Below are 18,791 nucleotides of genomic sequence, written 5' to 3' on the forward strand. Positions count from 1 at the left end.
CACGGGGGTGCATAATGATCCGGCCATAATTTCAACCAATTGAAAAACAATCGGTATCAACAAACTTGGCACACTATTGAGTTCTCAAACAACAGACACACCCGGCACCACCAAACCCCACACAAGGGGCCAGGATCGCTCCGGAGCAACTTTTCAAACTTACCCGAACCAGCCGCACAAAGCAAACCAGAACCCGGGCCTCCCCCACCAACCAGAAGCACACAAAAGCGCTACCGGAACCGGTAATTTGAAGGGAGTCGGTCGCTATCTTTCCGCATCAGCGGCGGCGACTCGAATAACTTTACACGCGCCCAACCCCCACACCAAATCCACCCCAACACCACCCAAAAACCCCGCAAACACAAGGAAAACACGCCCAAAAGCACTCCAATCAGCTCAAAGAGACATTTGTGAAGCGCGTCACGCGGACGAACCCGTGGGATGTGAGAGAGCCATGCCCCCCCCAAATCCGCGGGATGTGAGAGAGCGTCGGGAGGAGGCGGCACCCAGCCATCCCAGCACTTCCCCAACCACGCTCAAACGCAGAAAGGGCCGGCAACCATAACGGTTGCCGGCCTTTTCGGAACTGGACTACTGATGAAAGCTAGGCCGAAACCTCGATGGTTGCCAGGTTCTTCTTGCCGCGGCGGAGGAGCAAATAGCGTCCGTGAAGCAGTTCGTCGCGGGCAATGACAGCGTCGGGATCGGACACCTTGGTGTTGTTCACGTACGCACCGCCCTCGCCAACTGTTCGACGAGCAGCAGACTTGCTGTCCGAGAGCCCCGAAGCGACCAAGAGGTCGATGATGCCAAGTCCGTCGGCGCCAATGGTGGTGGAGGGAAGTTCCGCAGTGGCTGCCGCAAGGGTGCGCTCATCCAGTACCGTGAGGTCGCCGTTGCCGAAAAGCGCAGCCGAAGCGGCGATGACTTTCTCGGTTGCGTCGACGCCGTGCACCAAGGAGGTCACTTCGAAGGCAAGCTTCTTCTGGCCTTCCCGGGCAAACGGGCGCTCCTCCACAGACTGACCAAGCGCCTCGATCTCGGCGCGCGACAGGAAGGTGAACACCTTGAGTCGATCAACCACATCAGCATCGGCGGTGTTCAGCCAGAACTGGTAGAACGTGTACGGGCTGCACATGTCCGGGTCCAGCCAAATGGCGTTGCCTTCGCTCTTGCCGAACTTGGTGCCGTCAGAGTTGGTGATGAGCGGCGTGCCCAGGGCATGGACGCTCTTGCCTTCCACTTTGCGGATGAGTTCGGTACCGCTGGTGAGGTTTCCCCACTGGTCCGAGCCGCCGGTCTGCAGGGCGCAGCCGTAGTCACGGAAGAGCTGGAGGTAGTCCATGCCCTGCAGGATCTGGTAGCTGAACTCTGTGTAGCTGATGCCTTCGTCTGAGTTCAGACGTGACGCCACGGCATCCTTGCGAAGCATGGTGCCTACGCGGAAGTGCTTGCCGATCTCCCGGAGGAAATCGATGGCACTGAGCGGTGCTGTCCAGTCCAGGTTGTTGACCATGCGGGCCGGGTTCCCGCCCTCGAAGCTGAGGAAGCGTCGCACCTGGCCCTGAAGGTAGCCAACCCACTCCGCGACGGTGTCCTTGGTGTTCAAGGTGCGCTCCGCCGTCGGACGGGGGTCACCGATCAGGCCGGTGGAACCACCCACCAAACCGAGCGGTTTGTGGCCGGCCAACTGCAGGCGACGCATCACCAGCAACTGCACCAGGTTGCCCAGGTGCAGCGATGGCGCAGTGGGATCGAAGCCACAGTAATACGTGATCGGGTCCCCGGCGAGCAGCTTTTCCAGTTCAGTTTCATCAGTGGAAACGTGGACAAGGCCGCGCCATTTGAGCTCCTGCCAGACGTTGGCAAAGGCGGGATCGTTGTGCTGGGACTCGAGGTTGTTTACGTGTGACACGAGATCTAAGTTAGCAGGATTGCAGGGTCCGTTTTTCCTAGCGCTCGATGCCGGCGGGTACCGGCGCGGCCGCGATGAGGCGCAGGCGTTGCGTGGCACGGGTCATGGCGACGTAGAGGTCGCCTACCTTGCCGTGCTCATGGTTCAGCATGGCGGCCGGTTCCAGGACCACAACACCGTCGAATTCCAGGCCCTTGGCTTCCTTGGGGCTGATCACCACGATGTCTTGCTGGTAGCTGCCTGCGCCGCTGCCGATGCGGCGTCCGTAGACCTCACGCAGCGCGGCGGTGGCCTGCGGCAGCAGCGGTCCGTCGGCGATGACAGCCAGCAGGCCGCCGTCGATCGCTTCCACTTCCTCCGGCAGGACCTCTACCAAGCGCTTGACGATGTCGTCCGCCTCCACATGGTCCACGATGGGCGACCATTTGCCTTCGCGTACGGCCTTGGGTGCCGAGACAACCAGGCCTGCGCGGTTGGCCATGCGGACAGCCGCCTCGGCAATCTGCGACGGCGTGCGGTAGTTCACGGTAAGTTCTTCCAGCGTCCAGCGGTCACCGAACGACGGCGCCAGCGCGCCTTGCCACGAATTGGCACCGGCCGCTGCACTCGTTTGTGCGATGTCCCCCACTATGGTGAAGGACTTCAGCGGGCAACGCCGCACCAGGAGCCGCCATTGCATGGGCGAGAGTTCCTGGGCCTCGTCAACCACGATGTGGCCGAAGGCCCACGACCTATCGCTCGTGGCGCGTTCGGCAGCGGTCAGCCGACCTTCACGTTCCTGGTTCTGCTCGGCAAGCTCTTCAGCAGTCACCAGTACGTCCACGCCCATCGCTTCCATGTTGGCGAGGGTCTGCTTGGCGTTGGCGAGATCGCGGGCACGGTCGGCTTCCTGCTGTGCCAATCCCCTCCCGGCGGCTGGATCCAGTTCACCCAGCAATTCTGCAGCCTCATCCAGCAACGGAACATCCGCTTCCGTCCAAGGCGCATCCACAGGACGCTGCAGCAGGGCGCGCTGTTCCGACGTCAGGTGCGGCGTGCAGGCTTCGAGGATGGCCGGCTTGCTGAAGAGCTCAGAGATAAGTTTCTCGGGCGTCATGGGCATCCAGCAGAGGTTCAGTGCAATACGAACATCGCGGGCAGACCTAACGTCTTCCGCCAGGTAGGCGCGATCGGCGTTGTTGCCGATGTTGCCTTCCTCGACCAGGTCCGTGAGTTGTTCCGTGAGCTCGCGCAGGAGGATTTTGACGAACGTGAGTCGGGCTTCGTTGTGGGGCTTTCCTGTGGCGCGGGCTTTCTCCCGGGCGCGGCGCACCTGGCGGACCGTCAGCGTCAGCTTCCGCGAATCGACTTCGAGGATGCGGTCCTCGGCGGGCGTCCGTTGCCGGTTGGCCACGGCATTTGCCACCACGGTTGCCATGTCCAGCTTGCCTTTGAGGGCGGCAACATCCGCATCTTCCTCGGGAACGGCGTGAATCCCGGGCATGAGGCGTCCCAGGCTGGCCATGACCACACCCGTCTCGCCGAGCGATGGCAACACTCGTTCGATGTAGTGCATGAAGGAGGACGACGGGCCCACGAGTAGGACGCCGGCGCTCTTGAGCCGCTCACGGTGCGTGTACAGCAGGTAGGCGGCACGGTGCAGGGCCACGGCGGTCTTGCCTGTTCCGGGACCGCCCTGCACTACCAGTGCTCCGGAGATGGAGGAACGGATGATCCGGTCCTGCTCGGACTGGATAGTGCCCACGATGTCCGACATGCGGCCCGTGCGCTTGGAATTCAGCGCAGCCAGCAGGGCGCCTTCGCCCTGAAGCGAGTCGTTGTCCGCGAGCATCCCTGCGTCCAGGACGTCGTCTTCAATCGCTTTTACGTCCCGCCCCTGAAGGATCAGGTGGCGACGACGACGCACGCCTTGACGGTCGAACGCGGTGGCCTGATAGAAGTGGCCTGCTTCCGGCGCACGCCAGTCGACCATAAGGCGCTGCAGATCGGCGGTGGACAGCCCGATGCGGCCAATGTACTGAGCCTCACCGGAGTCGAGGTCAAGGCGGCCAAAGACCAGGCGATCGTCGACGGCGTCGAGCTGGGCCAGACGGTCTTCGTACAGTGCCGCGAACGCGTCACGTTCTGAGACGTTCTGCATGGTTCCCACCGCGCCGGCCTTGCGCACCTGCGCCAGCTGGGCGCGCTTTTCGGCGCGCAGCTCATCAAGCCGGGCATACAGCCCGGCAACATATTCCTGCTCGTGGACCAAATCAGCGTCGTGCATCGAACCGTAACCCCTATCGCAAAAGACAGACCGTCCATTCTACAGCGATTTTGGTAAACGTGGGGGGTCCACGTCATACGGCGGACTGCGTCACAGAAAGTTCATGTTTCACTGATCCACCAGCGTCGAAAGTCACCCGGCAGCGCTACGGGTCCGGGGCCGGGCAGCCTTGTACCTGGACACGGTGGGATCGTCCTCAATCCAAAACCGCCAAGGATATTCGGTGCTTCCACCTGGACCCGCTACGCCCACCCGCGGTCCGCTGGCGACGGCAGCTGCGGGCGTCGTCGGCAACCACAGGCTGAACGGAGAGGCGAGGGCGTCACGGCCAGTATCCGCCGTCGTGAGTCCCAGCGCGGAGGCGAGCCTGGCAGGTCCACTAGCCAGTTCCTTGTGCGACTTGGAGGCCGGCCTGCGAAGGGCAGCGAGCTCATCCCCGTCAACAATCTCTCCTGCCCGCAGAAGCAGCGCAGACGCGGAGCCGTCAGGACCGCAGACGATGTTGGCGCAGTAGTGCATGCCGTAGGTGAAGTAGACGTACAGGAAACCCGGAGGCCCGAACATTGGTGCATTCCGGGCGGTAGGACCACCGAAGGTATGGGAACCGGGGTCGGGATGCTCTGAATCGCGCGGGCCCATATAGGCCTCCACCTCTGTGAGCCTGACCGAGACTGGACCGGCTTCTGAGTCGTGGGTAAGTACCGCGCCAAGTATCAGCGGGGCGATGACACGTGGATCACCCCCAAGGAACTTGCGCACTTGGGACGGGCTGCTGACTCCGTTGTCCATGGACGGGCTCATGAGCAGACCCTAGCAAAATTTCCTGCCACGGCTATGTCCGATTTCCGCTAGCGAGGGCTTCGGACGACTGGCAGGATGAAGCCATGGACTTCTGGCAGCGATACCGGGCGATCGACGCCCGCGACACCCGGTTTGATGGTCAATTCTTCACTGCCGTCAGCTCCACAGGCATTTACTGCCGGCCGTCGTGCCCTGCCCGAACGCCCAAGGCTGAGAACGTCACCTTCTACGAAACCTCTGCGGCCGCCCATGAGGCCGGGTATCGCGCCTGTAAGCGGTGCCTGCCCGAAGCTGTGCCCGGAACGCCCGCGTGGAACATCCGTTCCGACATTGCGGGCCGCGCGATGAGATTGATTAACGACGGCGTGATCACTCGCGAAGGCGTCGACGGCCTCGCGAACCGCCTGGGCTACTCCGCGCGGCAACTCAACCGCATCCTCAGCAACGAACTCGGCGCGGGTCCCCTCTCACTGGCACGGGCAAGCAGGGCGCAGACCGCCAGGACCTTGCTGGTCTCCACCGACATGCTCCTGGCCGACGTTGCGTTCGCCTCGGGGTTCAACAGCGTGCGGCAATTCAACGACACCATTGGCGAGGTGTTCGCAATGACCCCGACGGCGGTGCGTGCCACCGGGGCGAAGTCCGCTAATCGCCGAGGTACCGTGGCGGTTGGGCCGGCGCCATCCGCTCTGACGCTGAACCTGCCCTACAGGGAACCCTTCGATCCGGGCATTTTCGACTTCCTGGCAGTTCGTGCGATACCAGGCATCGAAAAAGCAACGACTGACAGCGACGGAAGCAGGAGCTACGCCCGCACGCTGCGGCTCCCCCGAGGCAGCGCATCCTTTTCGGTTACCTACAGCCCCTCAACACCCGGCAAACCCTTGCAACTCACAGCCACGGCCGTGGACCTGCACGACCTCCCGGCACTGTTGAGCCGGGTCCGCAGGCTATTCGACCTGGACGCCGATCCGCAGGCGATAGATGACGCCCTGGCAGCGGATCCGAGGCTTACGGCTAGCATCGCCGCGCTCCCGGGGATGCGCGTGCCGGGTGCTGTGGATCCCCAGGAATTGCTCATCCGGGCAATGATCGGACAGCAGATCACCGTCGCCGCTGCCCGAACTGCCCTTACCCAGTTGTCTGCGGCCGGATCCGCCGTCGATGGCTTTGCGCCAGACCTTGATCGACTATTTCCTACAGCAGCAGAACTCGCCGAACACGGACGTGCCTTACTCCGAGGACCACAGCGCCGCATCGACTCCATCGTGGCCGCCGCCGAGGCCATGGCCAGCGGGGAACTCGACTTCGGCTACGGCGACGATCCAGGCAGCCTCGGCAGCAAACTGCTTCCGTTACCAGGCGTTGGGCCTTGGACCGTGGGGTACGTTGCCATGCGGGTGCTTGGCGCTCCGGATGTGTTCCTGGCCAACGACGCGGCAGTGAGGAACGGCGTGAAGGTGCTGCCCGCGGGCCTTGGACTCAGTGCCGACTTCAGGGAGGTCAGCCCGTGGCGTTCGTACGCCACCATGCACCTGTGGAGGGCAGCGGCCGTGAAGACCAAGAGCAAATTGCTCCCTGAAGGTGAGCGAGCATCCAGCTCGAGCCCGAGGGACATGAGAGAGCGACCGGCTCAAACCCGAGGGACATGAGCGAGCGACCGGCTCAAACCCGAGGGACATGAGCGAGCGACCGGCTCAAACCCGAGGGACGTGAGCGAGCATCCAGCTCAAACCCGAGGGACGTGAGCGAGCATCCAGCTCAAGCCCGAGGGAAGTGAGCGGGCGACCGTGCGTCAGCGGGCCGCCGGTTGCGCGGCCGGCCACGGCAGCAGCTCCGGCAGGTCCACTCCGTCAGCGGCTGCAGTAGCCCTGAGGCTCCCAAGGCTTGGCTCGCGGCCCGCTAGCCACGCGGCGATGTCGGTCAGCATGCCGGTAATCGCGATGGAGGTGCCGCCGCCGCCGATCGTCCTCTGAGGCAGACCTGTGGGCTGCAGAACGAATTTGTACGAGTCAGGAACGCGAGCGGCCAGGAAGCCGATCAGATGTTCGCAGAAAGGCCTGTTCCACGTCTCCGGACCGTAACCCAAGCCAAGGTCGGCAGCATGAATGGTGAGTTCGCGCCACAGGGCCAGGCCGCCGTCGAACACTGTGCCGTCCCGGTACGCGATACGCGCCTGCCAGTCCTCAGGGCCCAAGGCATCGAACGCGGCAATCGCCGCATCCAAGGCGGTGGTGACGGCCTCCGTGTGCTGCGCGAGGCTGTGCCCTGCAGCGAGTGCGATGGCCTTGTTACGGCCGTCCATGCCGCCGTCGTACAGTTCCCCGGTTTCGCCGCGGCTCGCGTACGCAAGTTGCCGAGCCATGGCGTTGGAAATACCTGCAAGGTGGGCAAGGACGTGACCCCGGGTCCAGCCTGGAAGCTCTGACGGTTCAGCGACGGATGAGTCGTCCAGTTTGGCGAGGAGGCGGGTGACGGTGCCGGCGGCTTTGTGAAGCTCTGCGGGCAACGTCTCGGGGGTGATCTGAGTCATAGCGCCATGTTAACGCACTGCGGGACGGCACCTCGCGTTGCCCTGCCCGAAGGCATGGCCGCGACGTGCCGTCCCGACTGGTCTAGCCGGCGTAGGAACGCGCTGCGTCCAGTTCCGCTTGGAGCGCAGCCAATTGGCGTTCGACGGCGGCCGGTGCTGTGCCGCCCTGCGAGTTGCGGCTGTTGAGCGAACCTTCGGTGCTCAGAACGCTGCGGACCTCGGGAGTGAGGTGTCCCGAGATTGCTGCGTATTCCTCGTCCGTCAGGTCCCACAGCTCCACGCCGCGGCCTTCAGCTTGCTTGACGGCAGCACCGGACAGTTCATGGGCCTCACGGAACGGAACGCCCTGGCGGACAAGCCACTCAGCAATGTCCGTGGCCAACGCGAAGCCCTGGGGAGCCAGGGATTCCATGCGCTCGGTGTTGAACTTCAGCGTGGCGATCATGCCGGACACGGCCGGAAGCAAAAGCTCCAGGGTGTCGGCGGCGTCGAAGACCGGTTCTTTGTCCTCTTGCAGATCGCGGTTGTACGCGAGCGGCAGGCCCTTGAGCGTCGCCAGCAGGCCAGTCAGGTTGCCGATGAGGCGACCTGCCTTGCCGCGTGCGAGCTCGGCGACGTCCGGGTTCTTCTTCTGCGGCATGATCGAGGACCCCGTGGAGTACGAATCATGCAGCGTGACAAAGGAGAACTCCTTGGTTGCCCAGAAGATGACTTCCTCGGAGATCCGGGAGAGGTCCACGCCAATCATGGAACACACCCAGGCGAACTCGGCGAAAACATCGCGTGAGGCGGTGCCATCGATCGAGTTGTGGACCGCCGAGAAGAAACCAAGGTCCGCGGCAACAGCCTCGGGGTCCAGTCCCAGGGAGGAACCGGCCAGCGCACCCGAACCATAGGGCGAAACACCGGCGCGCTTGTCCCAGTCCTGGAGTCGCTGCACGTCGCGAAGCAGTGCCCAGGCATGTGCCAGAAGGTGGTGGCTCAGCAACACCGGCTGGGCATGCTGCAAGTGTGTCCTGCCCGGCATGGCAACGCCCTGGTGGGCCTTTGCCTGCTCCACAAGGGCGTCGATGGTGGCAAGGACACCGCTGGCGATAATCCGGGCGTGGTCGCGGAGGAACATGCGGCCCAAGGTGGCAACCTGATCGTTGCGGGAACGGCCAGCGCGGAGCTTGCCGCCCAAGTGGGTTCCTGCGCGCTCGATCAGGCCACGCTCAAGTGAACCGTGCACATCCTCGTCGCTCTCAGCCGGGAGGTAGGCGCCGCTCGCGACGTCCTCGTCCAGCTGGTTGAGGGCGGCGAGCATGCCTTCGAGCTCGGCGTCGTCCAACAGTCCGGCCTTGGCCAGCACGCGGGCGTGCGCCTTGGAACCGGCGATGTCATAGCGGGCCAGCCGCCAGTCAAAGTGTGTGGACTTGCTCAATGCGGCCAGCGCATCCGCGGGGCCGCCGGCGAACCGGCCGCCCCACAGTGCACCTTCGTTCGTTGCCGACGTCATTATTCGCCTGCGACCCGCAGGTCGCGACCCGAGGCAACCTTGGAGGACATGCCCCACAGCTCGATGAAACCGCGTGCCATGGACTGGTCGAAGGTATCGCCGGTGTCGTAGGTGGCGAGGTCGAAGTCGTACAGCGAGGTCTCGGAGCGGCGACCGTTGACAATTGCCTGGCCACCGTGGAGGACCATGCGGATGTCGCCGGAAACGTACTGCTGCGTGTCTTCGATGAAGGCGTCCAGGGAGCGCTTGAGCGGGGAGAACCACTGTCCGTCGTAGACCAGCTCTGCCCAGCGCTGGCCAACAGTTGCCTTGAAGCGGGCCTGTTCGCGCTCGATAGTGATGTCCTCGAGGTGCTTGTGCGCGGTGATCAGCGCCATGGCACCCGGGGCTTCATAGATTTCGCGGGACTTGATGCCGACGAGGCGGTCTTCAACGACGTCGATGCGGCCAACGCCCTGAGCGCCTGCACGGCGGTTCAGCTCCTGGATGGCCTGCAGCGGGGTGACCTTTACGCCGTCGATCGCTACCGGAACACCGGCCTGGAAGGAGATGGTGACCTCATCGGGCGCCGGCGGGAATTCCGGGGTGGCGGTGTAGTCGTAGATGTCCTTGGTGGGAGCGTTCCAGATGTCCTCGAGGTAACCTGTCTCGACGGCGCGTCCCCAGACGTTCTGGTCGATCGAGTACGGGTTCTTCTTGGTTGTCTCGATCGGCAGTCCCTTTTCCTCGGCGAAGGCGATGGCCTTGTCGCGGGTCAGGGCGAGGTCGCGGACGGGTGCAATGCACTTCAGGTCCGGGCCGAGGGTCTGGATGCCAACTTCGAAACGGACCTGGTCGTTGCCCTTGCCGGTGCAGCCGTGGGCAACGGTGGTGGCACCGAATTCGCGGGCAGCCTTCACGAGGTGCTTCACGATGACCGGACGGGAGATAGCCGAAACCAACGGGTAGTGGCCCTGGTAGAGGGCGTTGGCCTTCAGGGTGGGCATGGCGTACTCGTTGGCGAACTCGTCACGGGCGTCGGCCACGTAAGCCTCAACCGCGCCGCAACCGAGGGCGCGCTGGCGAATGGTCTCCAGCGACTCGCCGCCCTGTCCGACGTCGACGGCCACGGCGATGACCTCGGCGCCGGTGGCTTCACCGATCCAGCCGATGGCTACGGAAGTATCAAGGCCACCGGAGTAGGCCAGAACAATGCGCTCAGTCACGAGAGTGCTCCTTTGTTATTGCTTGGTTCATTCGAATCAATGCTGTGTGAATCAATGCTGAAAAAGATCAATTAGTTGCCAGGCCCGGCTTCTTCGGCCATGCGCAGGAAACGCGCTGCCAGTTCCGCCCCGCCGTCGGGATCCCGTGCGACCAGCAGCAAAGTGTCGTCGCCTGCGATCGTACCCAATACCGACGGCATCACCGAGTGATCAACGGCCAGGGCCAGGAAGTTGGCTGCTCCCGGTGGAGTGCGGAGGACCACGATGTTGCCCGATGCCTCAGCTGTCACCAGGAGTTCGCCGCAAAGCCGCGTCAGCCGCGCATCCAGGATTTCCTGGGTGACGCCGCTCTTGGCGTTGCGGTCCCCGCCCTCCCCCGGGACAGCGTAAACAAGTGCGCCTTCCTTGCCCCGGACCCGTACCGCGCCCAGTTCCACGAGGTCGCGGGACAGGGTGGCCTGGGTGACCTGGACGCCGTCGTCCGCCAGCAGGGCTGCAAGCTCTGCTTGTGAACGCACGGACTCACCCGTCAGGATCGCGGTGATACGCGCCTGGCGGGCAGTCTTTGTGGCTGGGCTGGCGCCCGGCACGGACGGATTGGTGGACACTAGAACGTGCTCTCCCCGGTTCCCTCGACGGGAGAAAGACCATCCACGAAAGCAAGCCCGGAGCGGTGCATCAGCCAGGCCATCAGCGCCTTCTGAGCGTGGAGGCGGTTCTCCGCCTCGTCCCAGACAATCGACTGCGGGCCGTCGATCACTCCGGCGGAAATTTCGTAGCCGCGGTAGGCCGGGAGGCAGTGAAGCACGACGGCGTCCGGCGCGGCCTGCGCCATGGCGGCCTCATCCACGGAGTAGTCGCGGAAGAGCTGCAGCCGGGCTTCCTTTTCGGCTTCCTGGCCCATGGATACCCACGTGTCCGTTGCTACGACGTCGGCGCCCTTGAGGGCTTCTGCGGCATCGCTGGTGATAAGCACTGAGCCGCCTGTCTCGGCCGCACGCTCCTCGGCAGCCGCCACGATCTCCGGCGCCGGAAGATAGCCTTCGGGGCCGGAAATGCGCACATGCATTCCAGCCGTCACACCGGCAAGGAGGTAGGAATTGGCCATGTTGTTGGCGGAGTCACCCAGATAGGCCATGTTCAAGCCGGCAAGTTCACCCTTGTGCTCCTTGACGGCCAGGAGGTCGGCCAGGAGCTGGCAGGGGTGGTAGTCGTCGCACAAGGCGTTGATGACGGGGACCTTGGAGTTTTCCGCCATGGCCACCAGGCCCGAGTGGGCACCTGTCCGCCATACGATGGTGGACACCATGCGCTCCAGGACCTTCGCCGTATCCTCCACGGATTCCTTGTGGCCGATCTGGGCTTCACCCGGGTTGATGATCAGTGCGTTGCCGCCCATGTCCGCGATGCCGGTGGCAAAAGAAACACGCGTGCGGGTGGAGGTCTTGTCAAAGATCACGGCCACCGTCTTACGGCCGTTGCCCTCGGCGGCGAAGGGCTGCACGCTGTACGGCGCTGCCTTCATCCGTGCGGCGAGTTCCAAAACCTCAGCTTGCTCGGCGGGACTCAGGTCCGTGTCCTTGAGGAAGTGACGGGTGGTGTTGGTAGTAGTCACTGTGCGTCCTTAGCGGTGTTGGCTGTAGCCGTAGCGATCAGGGTGGGTAATGCATCCAGGAAACGGTCCGCTTGATCGATGGTCAGGATCAGCGGCGGCGCAAGGCGGATAGTCCTCGGGCCCGGGCTGTTGATGATGAAGCCGGCATCCAAAGCTGCGGTAACCATGGCAGGTGCGATGTCGGCATTAACATCGAAGCCAATCAACAGACCCTCGCCGCGGACTTCGGTGACAGCCTCGATGGCGGCCAGTCCCTCACGAAGGTGGGCGCCGACAGTGACCACGTTCTGCAGCACACCTTGGCTTTCGATGGCGTGCAGCGTGGCCAAAGCGGCGGCCGTAGCCACTGGGTTCCCACCGAAAGTGGTGCCGTGCTGCCCGGCGGTGAGCAGGGCCGACGTCGCACTTCCGAACGTGACCAAGGCACCCACCGGGAAACCGCCGCCGAGCCCCTTGGCGAGGGTCACGGCGTCGGGAACAATTCCCGCGTCTTCGCTGGCGAGCCATTTACCGGTCCGGCCGATGCCGGTTTGTACCTCATCCAAGATCAGCAGGGCACCCGCTGCGGTGGTCACCTCGCGGGCTGCCTGCAGGTATTCGGCGCTGAGTGGGCGGACGCCCGCTTCGCCTTGGACGGGTTCAAGGAAGACGGCCGCTGTGGAATCGTCGACGGCGGCACGCAAGGCTTCGATGTCGCCGAACGGGATGTGAACCACGCCACCGGGCAGTGGTTCGAAGGGTGCACGGTAGGCCTCCTTGGCCGTGAGCGCCAAGGCACCCATGGTGCGGCCGTGGAAGGCGCCCTCCAGGGCGATGACCTTGGTGCGCTTCCCATCGGAGTTATTCCGTCGGGCCAGCTTGAACGCTGCCTCGTTGGCCTCAGTACCGGAGTTGGCAAAGAAGACCTTGGACCCCGCCGGAGCATTGGTGAGGGCGAGGAGCTTTTCAGCCAAAGCAATTTGCGTGGGGCTCGTGAAGAAGTTCGAGACGTGCCCGAGCGTGGCCAACTGGCTGGAGATCACTGACGTGACGAAGGGGTGCGCGTGGCCCAGTGCGTTCACAGCGATGCCACCAAGGAGGTCCAGGTATTCCTTGCCGTCGGCGTCCCACACGAGGCAGCCTGCGCCGCGAACCAAGACCCGCTGCGGGGTGCCAAAGACACCCATGAGGGACGACGAGTAACGGGCAAGCCAGTCAGCGCCATTACTCACTCCAGTAATGACGGAAGCTTTGGCCTCCGATCCGGCGATGGACCCCCGGGTGTGGTCGGGCACCGCGATGGGCCCACTGCCGCCGGGGTCCCCGTCCGAGCTTGCGAGGATGGGGAGCGGCTGGGGACGGGCGGGGGGGCCATCGCCGGTCGGGTTGAGGCCAACAGTTTCGCTCATGCGTTCACTTCCTCATTGGGTACTACCTGCGTGCCGATGCCGGCGGTGGTGAAAGTTTCCAGCAGCATTGAGTGCGGGAGGCGGCCGTCAACGATGTGGGCGCGTTCCACGCCTTCGTCGATGGCTTTGAGGCAGGCGGCCATCTTCGGGATCATCCCCGACTCGAGCTTGGGCAGCATCTCGCGGAGTTCCGATGCGGTGAGCGAAGAGATCAGCGACGATTTGTCCGGCCAGTTGGCGTACAGGCCCTCGACGTCGGTCAGGATGACAAGCTTGGTGGCGCCCAAGGCGGATGCGACGGCGGCAGCTGCAGTGTCCGCGTTGACGTTGAGGACCTGTCCCGTCGTAGGACCGGAACCGTTGCCGTCGTCGAGAATTTCCGGGGCGACCGTTGAGATGACCGGGATGCGGCCGGCGTCGAGAATGTCCTTGATTCCGGCAGGATCCACGCCCACCACTTCTCCCACCAGGCCGAGGTCCACCTCTTCGCCGTCAACAACAGTGCCCGTGCGGACGGCGCGCAACAAGCCGCCATCTTCGCCGGACATGCCCACGGCATAGGGACCGTGAGAGTTGATGAGGCCGACGAGTTCGCGACCGACTTGGCCCGTGAGGACCATGCGGACCACGTCCATGGCTTCAGGGGTGGTGACGCGCAGGCCGCCCTTGAACTCGGACTCGATGCCGAGACGGCCGAGCATGGAGTTGATCTGGGGACCACCGCCGTGGACCACTACGGGGTGGATGCCTACGTGGTGGAGGAACACAATGTCCTCCGCGAAGGCACGACGAAGGTCGTCGTTGACCATCGCGTTGCCGCCGTACTTGATCACCATGGTGGTACCGGCGAAACGCTGGATCCACGGGAGGGCCTCGATCAGTGTCCCGGCTTTGTCCTGGGCGTCACTCATGGAGGTGGTTTCGCGGGTGTGCGCAGTCATGGTCATCCGCTCAGCTCGAGTATGCGCTGTTCTCGTGCACGTAATCGTGCGTGAGGTCGTTGGTCCAAATGGTGGCCTCGGCATCGCCGGCCTGCAGGTCGATTTCGACCAACACTTCGCGCGGCTCCAGGTCCACCAGGTTGCGGTCCTCGCCGATTGCGCCGTTGCGGCAGATCTGCACACCGTTCATTGCGACGTTGAGTTGGTCCGCCTCGAATACGGCGTCTGTTGTTCCCACAGCCGAGAGCACGCGGCCCCAGTTCGGGTCCTTGCCGAAGATGGCGGCTTTGAACAGGTTGGAGCGGGCAACACTGCGGCTGACGATTTCGGCGTCGCGCTCGCTGGCGGCGTTGAACGTCCGGATAGCGATGTCGTGGCTGGCGCCCTCGGCGTCACCGATGAGCTTGCGTGCCAGTTCGGCGCAGACCTGGGTGACCGCTTCGCTCAACTGTTCGGCAGACGGCAACGCCTCGGACGCCCCTGATGCCAACAGCACCACGGTGTCATTGGTGGACATGCAGCCGTCCGAGTCCGCCCGATCAAAGGTGACGCGCGTGGCGTCCCGGAGGACGACGTCGAGCTCATCCGCAGGAACCTCGGCGTCGGTGGTAAGGACCACCAGCATGGTTGCCAGGCCCGGCGCCAACATCCCGGCACCCTTGGCGATGCCACCCACGGTGAACTGCTTGCCCTCGGCGTCGGTGCCCGTGAAGACGGCTTCCTTGGACACGCTGTCCGTGGTCATGATCGCCGTGGCGGCAGCTGAGCCGCCGTCCTCCGACAGGTCGCGGAAAGCGGCCTCGACGCCGGGAAGGATCTTGTCCATGGGCAACTGCTCGCCGATCAGCCCAGTTGAGCAGACCACGACATCGGAAGCAGATACTCCCAGCACGTCTGCCACTTTCTCGGCCGTGGCGTGGGTGTTCTGGAAGCCCTGCGGACCGGTGCAGGCGTTGGCTCCGCCGGAGTTCAGGACCACGGCATCCACTCGTCCGTCGCTCACCACTTGGCGTGACCAGTGGACCGGTGCAGCAGCCACGCGGTTGGAGGTAAAGACGGCGGCGGCGGACTTTTGCGGTCCGTCGTTGACTACAAGGGCCAAGTCCGGGTTGCCCGAAGCCTTGATGCCGGCTTTGATGCCTGCGGCGCGGAATCCCTTGGGGGCGGTAATGGTCACGGTGCAACTCCCTGCAGGTTCAGGCCGGCGGTTTCATCCAGGCCGAGGGCAATGTTCATGGACTGCACGGCTCCGCCGGCGGTCCCCTTGGTGAGGTTGTCGATAGCGCACGTCACGATCACGCGGCCCGTGTGGGCGTCGAAAGCCAACTGCATTACGGCGTGGTTGGAGCCCTGGACCGACTTGGTGGTGGGCCACTGGCCCTCCGGAAGGAGGTGCACGAACGGTTCGTCGTCGTAGGCGTCTGTCCAGGCTTGGCGCAGTTCGGCTTCAGTAACGCCGTGACCGACCTTGGCCGTCGCCGTCGTCAGGATGCCGCGGCTCATCGGAACCAGTGTTGGCGTGAAGGAGACTGTTACCGGCTCGCCGGCAGCGTTGGCCAGTCCCTGTTCGATCTCAGGCGTGTGCCGGTGTCCGCCGCCGACGCCGTAAGGGCTCATGGAACCCATGACTTCAGCGCCAATCAAATTGACTTTGGCAGCCTTGCCCGCGCCTGAGGTCCCTGATGCAGAGACAATCACGACGTCGTCCGTCAGGAGGAGGTTGTTGGCGAACCCGGGCGTCAAGGCGAGCAGGGCCGACGTCGGGTAGCACCCGGGAACGGCGATGCGCGTGGCACCTTTGAGGGCTTCGCGCTGACCAGGGAGCTCTGGAAGACCGTAAGGCCAGGTGCCCGCGTGGGCGGAGCCGTAGAACTTTTCCCATGCCGCAGCGTCCTGCAAGCGGTGGTCGGCACCGGCGTCGATAACTACGGTGCCTTCAGGCAACTGCGCAGCGATCTCGGCTGAGGCACCGTGCGGCAGGGCAAGGAACACGACGTCATGGCCCGACAGGTTCTCCACGGTGGTGTCTTCCAGAATCCGGCTGGCCAAACCGTGGAGATGCGGCTGCAACTCCCCTAGTCTGGAACCGGCGTTGCTGTGCGCGGTGATGGCACCGATGGTGACGTTTGGATGGCCTGCCAGCAAGCGCAGCACTTCTCCCCCGGCGTAGCCGCTGGCACCGGAGACGGCAACTGAAATAGTCATGACCCTACTGTACAGCAAGAATATTCATGCTGTCCGATATTTATGCATGCAGTTGTGAGCAGTCTCATTATTTAGGGGATTGCACGTATGCTTAGTGGAGGGTGATCCAGACCGTGCAGTCCGAACGTCGGCTGCAGCGTTGCCCGTTAGCGATACGGGGCACATTTATGTCACCCACGTCCACCGCTGAGCGCCCCAAAGCTCGCGCAATTCAACCAAATCCCGTCGTCCAGAGCTACTCAGAGCTCCTCAAGAGCGTCAAGGCTGCAGGACTCCTCGAACGCCGTAGCGGCTTCTACATCTGGGTCTTCGCGGCCTTGGTACTGCTCATGGCCGGCACCTGGCTCGGCTTCGCACTCATAGGCGATTCCTGGTACCAGCTCCTGATCGCTGCGGCCGTTGGCATCCTGTGCACGCAACTTAGCTTCCTTGCCCACGAGGCAGGTCACAAGCAGATTTTCGCTTCACGGCGCGCCAACGACTGGTCGGCCCGCCTCCTGGCCACCGGCGTGGCCGGCATCAGCTACTCCTGGTGGGAGCAGAAGCACGGAGCCCACCACAACCACCCCAACGTCATTTCCAAGGACCCGGACATCCGGAACAACGCCTTGGTCTTCCACGAAGAGGCAGCAGCAGAGCGCAAGGGCCGCCTCGCGTTCCTCACACGCAGGCAGGGCTGGTTCTTCTTCCCGCTCCTGATGCTCCTTGGCATCAGTCTGCAGTTCGACTCCCTACGCTTCGTTTTCGGCAAGCAGAACGTGCGCCACCGCTGGGTTGAGACCCCCATCCTCGTGACCAGGCTGGCCGCCCTTCCGATTCTGGCTTTCACGTTCCTGCCCATCGGCATGGCATTCGCCTTCCTGGGCGTACAGATCATGGTTTATGGCTTCTACATGGGCGCCTCGTTCGCCCCGAACCACAAGGGCATGCCGGTCCTTCCGAAGGACAGCCGCGTGGACTTCCTCAACCGCCAGATCCTGACCTCGCGCAACATCTCCGGTGGCATCTTCATGGACTTCCTCCTGGGTGGGCTAAACCGTCAGGTTGAGCACCACCTGTTCCCGGACATGGCTCGCCCCCATTTGTACAAGGCCACAAAGATCGTGCGCGAGTTCTGCGCCAAACACTCCATCCCGTACACCGAAACCACGCTGATGCAGTCATACGGCATCGTGGTCAGGTACCTCAATGAAGTAGGCCTGGCAGCAGGCCGTGGCTTCGACTGCCCCGTCGCGTCGACGCACGGACGCCGCTAGGCGTTCGACACCGGAGGCCCCAACCTCCCTAGGATGGATTCTGAAACCGGGCACCGGAAGGACCGCCCCGGAGTAAGGAGCCACCATGACGCACGCCATCGTTGCCAAGCAGTCCGGAGGACCTGAGGTCCTCGAGTACGTATCCGTGGAAACGCCGTCGCCTGGCCCCGGCCAGCTGTTGATCAAGGTCGCAGCTGCCGGGGTCAATTTCATTGAAACCTACCAACGCAGCGGCACTTACAAGGTGGACTACCCCTTCACGCCAGGAGCCGAGGCAGCCGGCACCGTGGAGGCCGTCGGAGCGGGGGTTGAGGAATTTTCCGTCGGCGACCGTATTGCCACGGCCGAGGGAACCAGGACCTACGCGGAGTACGCCCTCGTTGACGCGAGCAAGGCTCTTCCGGTTCCTGCCGGCGTCGATGACCACACCGCCGCAGCCCTGCCGCTGCAGGGAATCACCGCTCACTACCTGATGAATTCATCCTTCCGGGTAGCGCCAGGCCACACCGTTCTGCTTCACGCGGGCGCAGGTGGCGTTGGTCTGCTGTTGACACAACTGCTGAAGGCCCGCGGCGCCCGCGTCATCACCACCGTCTCCTCCGATGAGAAGGCGGACCTCTCCACGCTGGCGGGCGCCGATGAAGTGCTCCGGTACGAGGACTTCGCTGACAAGGTCCGTGAACTCACCGATGGCGAGGGCGTCAACGTGGTGTACGACGGCGTAGGCAAGGACACGTTCGACGACTCCCTTAAGAGCCTGCGCATCCGCGGTGCCATGGTGCTCTTCGGCGCAGCGTCCGGGCCTGTGCCGCCCTTCGATCCCCAGCGTCTAAATGCCGCAGGTTCGCTGACGCTGACCAGGCCCACCATGGCGCACTTTGTCCAGAACGCCCAGGAACGCCGCTGGCGCTCAGCCGAGATTTTCGACGCCGCCGCCAACGGCACCCTAGCTGTCAGGGTAGGTACAACGTACCCCCTCGCGGAAGCCGCCCAGGCGCACAGGGACCTTGAGGGTCGCCGCACAACCGGGAAAGTCCTGCTGGTTCCCTGACCCTCTTGAACGCCATCTGTGCAAAAAGCGAACAACGGTGCAACAAAGTGTGACGAGTGGGAAGCGGCGGACACCTTTTGTTCATCTTTCTGAGGAAAGCTGACAGACGTGAGCACA

General features: G+C 63.7%; 15 protein-coding genes. 3 read left to right on the top strand and 12 right to left on the bottom strand.

Features of this window, described 5'->3' with window-relative positions:
• Positions 1 to 604: 604 nt before the first annotated feature.
• From tyrS to ACZ881_RS18095, 3 genes are all read right to left on the bottom strand, one after another.
• The gene (gene tyrS / locus ACZ881_RS18085) at positions 605 to 1,915 is read right to left on the bottom strand and encodes a tyrosine--tRNA ligase (RefSeq protein WP_476117494.1); all 1,311 of its coding nucleotides are present in this window, start codon (positions 1,913 to 1,915) and stop codon (positions 605 to 607) included.
• Positions 1,916 to 1,952: 37 nt separating this feature from the next.
• Complete coding sequence (locus tag ACZ881_RS18090) at positions 1,953 to 4,181, bottom strand: HelD family protein (RefSeq protein ID WP_476117495.1); 2,229 nt, start codon at positions 4,179 to 4,181, stop codon at positions 1,953 to 1,955.
• Between the two features lie 132 nt (positions 4,182 to 4,313).
• Positions 4,314 to 4,970, bottom strand: coding sequence for a DNA-3-methyladenine glycosylase (locus ACZ881_RS18095; RefSeq protein WP_476117632.1), 657 nt, complete (start codon positions 4,968 to 4,970; stop codon positions 4,314 to 4,316).
• Between the two features lie 95 nt (positions 4,971 to 5,065).
• On the opposite strand from ACZ881_RS18095, the gene ACZ881_RS18100 reads away from it, so the two are divergent.
• On the top strand, positions 5,066 to 6,634 hold the full coding sequence (locus ACZ881_RS18100) for an AlkA N-terminal domain-containing protein (RefSeq protein WP_476117496.1): 1,569 nt from the start codon (positions 5,066 to 5,068) through the stop codon (positions 6,632 to 6,634).
• A gap of 143 nt (positions 6,635 to 6,777) precedes the next feature.
• On the opposite strand, the gene ACZ881_RS18105 is transcribed toward ACZ881_RS18100, so the two are convergent.
• The 9 genes from ACZ881_RS18105 to argC all read right to left on the bottom strand — a co-directional run bounded on the left by ACZ881_RS18105 (position 6,778) and on the right by argC (position 16,367).
• Positions 6,778 to 7,515: a maleylpyruvate isomerase family mycothiol-dependent enzyme gene (locus ACZ881_RS18105; protein WP_476117497.1), complete on the bottom strand. Its 738-nt coding sequence runs from the start codon at positions 7,513 to 7,515 to the stop codon at positions 6,778 to 6,780.
• 82 nt (positions 7,516 to 7,597) lie between these two features.
• Positions 7,598 to 9,013 carry an argininosuccinate lyase gene (gene argH, locus ACZ881_RS18110; RefSeq protein WP_476117498.1) on the bottom strand — a complete coding sequence of 472 codons (1,416 nt, stop codon included), beginning with the start codon at positions 9,011 to 9,013 and terminating at the stop codon, positions 7,598 to 7,600.
• The gene (locus ACZ881_RS18115) at positions 9,013 to 10,218 is read right to left on the bottom strand and encodes an argininosuccinate synthase (protein ID WP_091466547.1); all 1,206 of its coding nucleotides are present in this window, start codon (positions 10,216 to 10,218) and stop codon (positions 9,013 to 9,015) included. Before ACZ881_RS18115 ends, argH begins: the two co-directional genes overlap by 1 nt.
• Positions 10,219 to 10,289: 71 nt before the next feature.
• Positions 10,290 to 10,826 (bottom strand): arginine repressor, encoded by a 537-nt coding sequence (locus ACZ881_RS18120; protein ID WP_011774347.1) that lies wholly within the window; start codon positions 10,824 to 10,826, stop codon positions 10,290 to 10,292.
• Entirely contained in the window at positions 10,826 to 11,833 is a 1,008-nt protein-coding gene (argF, locus tag ACZ881_RS18125; protein WP_476117499.1) for an ornithine carbamoyltransferase, read from the bottom strand. Before argF ends, ACZ881_RS18120 begins: the two co-directional genes overlap by 1 nt.
• Positions 11,830 to 13,221 carry an acetylornithine transaminase gene (locus ACZ881_RS18130; RefSeq protein ID WP_476117500.1) on the bottom strand — a complete coding sequence of 464 codons (1,392 nt, stop codon included), beginning with the start codon at positions 13,219 to 13,221 and terminating at the stop codon, positions 11,830 to 11,832. Before ACZ881_RS18130 ends, argF begins: the two co-directional genes overlap by 4 nt.
• Entirely contained in the window at positions 13,218 to 14,162 is a 945-nt protein-coding gene (gene argB / locus ACZ881_RS18135) for an acetylglutamate kinase (RefSeq protein ID WP_476117501.1), read from the bottom strand. The genes ACZ881_RS18130 and argB overlap by 4 nt, the downstream gene beginning before the upstream one ends.
• Before the next feature lie 10 nt (positions 14,163 to 14,172).
• A complete protein-coding gene (gene argJ / locus ACZ881_RS18140; protein WP_476117502.1) occupies positions 14,173 to 15,339 on the bottom strand; it encodes a bifunctional glutamate N-acetyltransferase/amino-acid acetyltransferase ArgJ in 1,167 nt (388 codons plus the stop codon).
• Complete coding sequence (gene argC / locus ACZ881_RS18145) at positions 15,336 to 16,367, bottom strand: N-acetyl-gamma-glutamyl-phosphate reductase (protein ID WP_178996244.1); 1,032 nt, start codon at positions 16,365 to 16,367, stop codon at positions 15,336 to 15,338. The genes argJ and argC overlap by 4 nt, the downstream gene beginning before the upstream one ends.
• 167 nt (positions 16,368 to 16,534) lie before the next feature.
• On the opposite strand from argC, the gene ACZ881_RS18150 reads away from it, so the two are divergent.
• Complete coding sequence (locus ACZ881_RS18150; RefSeq protein WP_476117503.1) at positions 16,535 to 17,623, top strand: fatty acid desaturase family protein; 1,089 nt, start codon at positions 16,535 to 16,537, stop codon at positions 17,621 to 17,623.
• Positions 17,624 to 17,708: 85 nt separating this feature from the next.
• A complete protein-coding gene (locus ACZ881_RS18155) occupies positions 17,709 to 18,674 on the top strand; it encodes a quinone oxidoreductase family protein (RefSeq protein WP_476117504.1) in 966 nt (321 codons plus the stop codon).
• Positions 18,675 to 18,791: the final 117 nt, after the last annotated feature.

The sequence above is a fragment of the Paenarthrobacter sp. TE3676 genome (assembly GCF_056279165.1).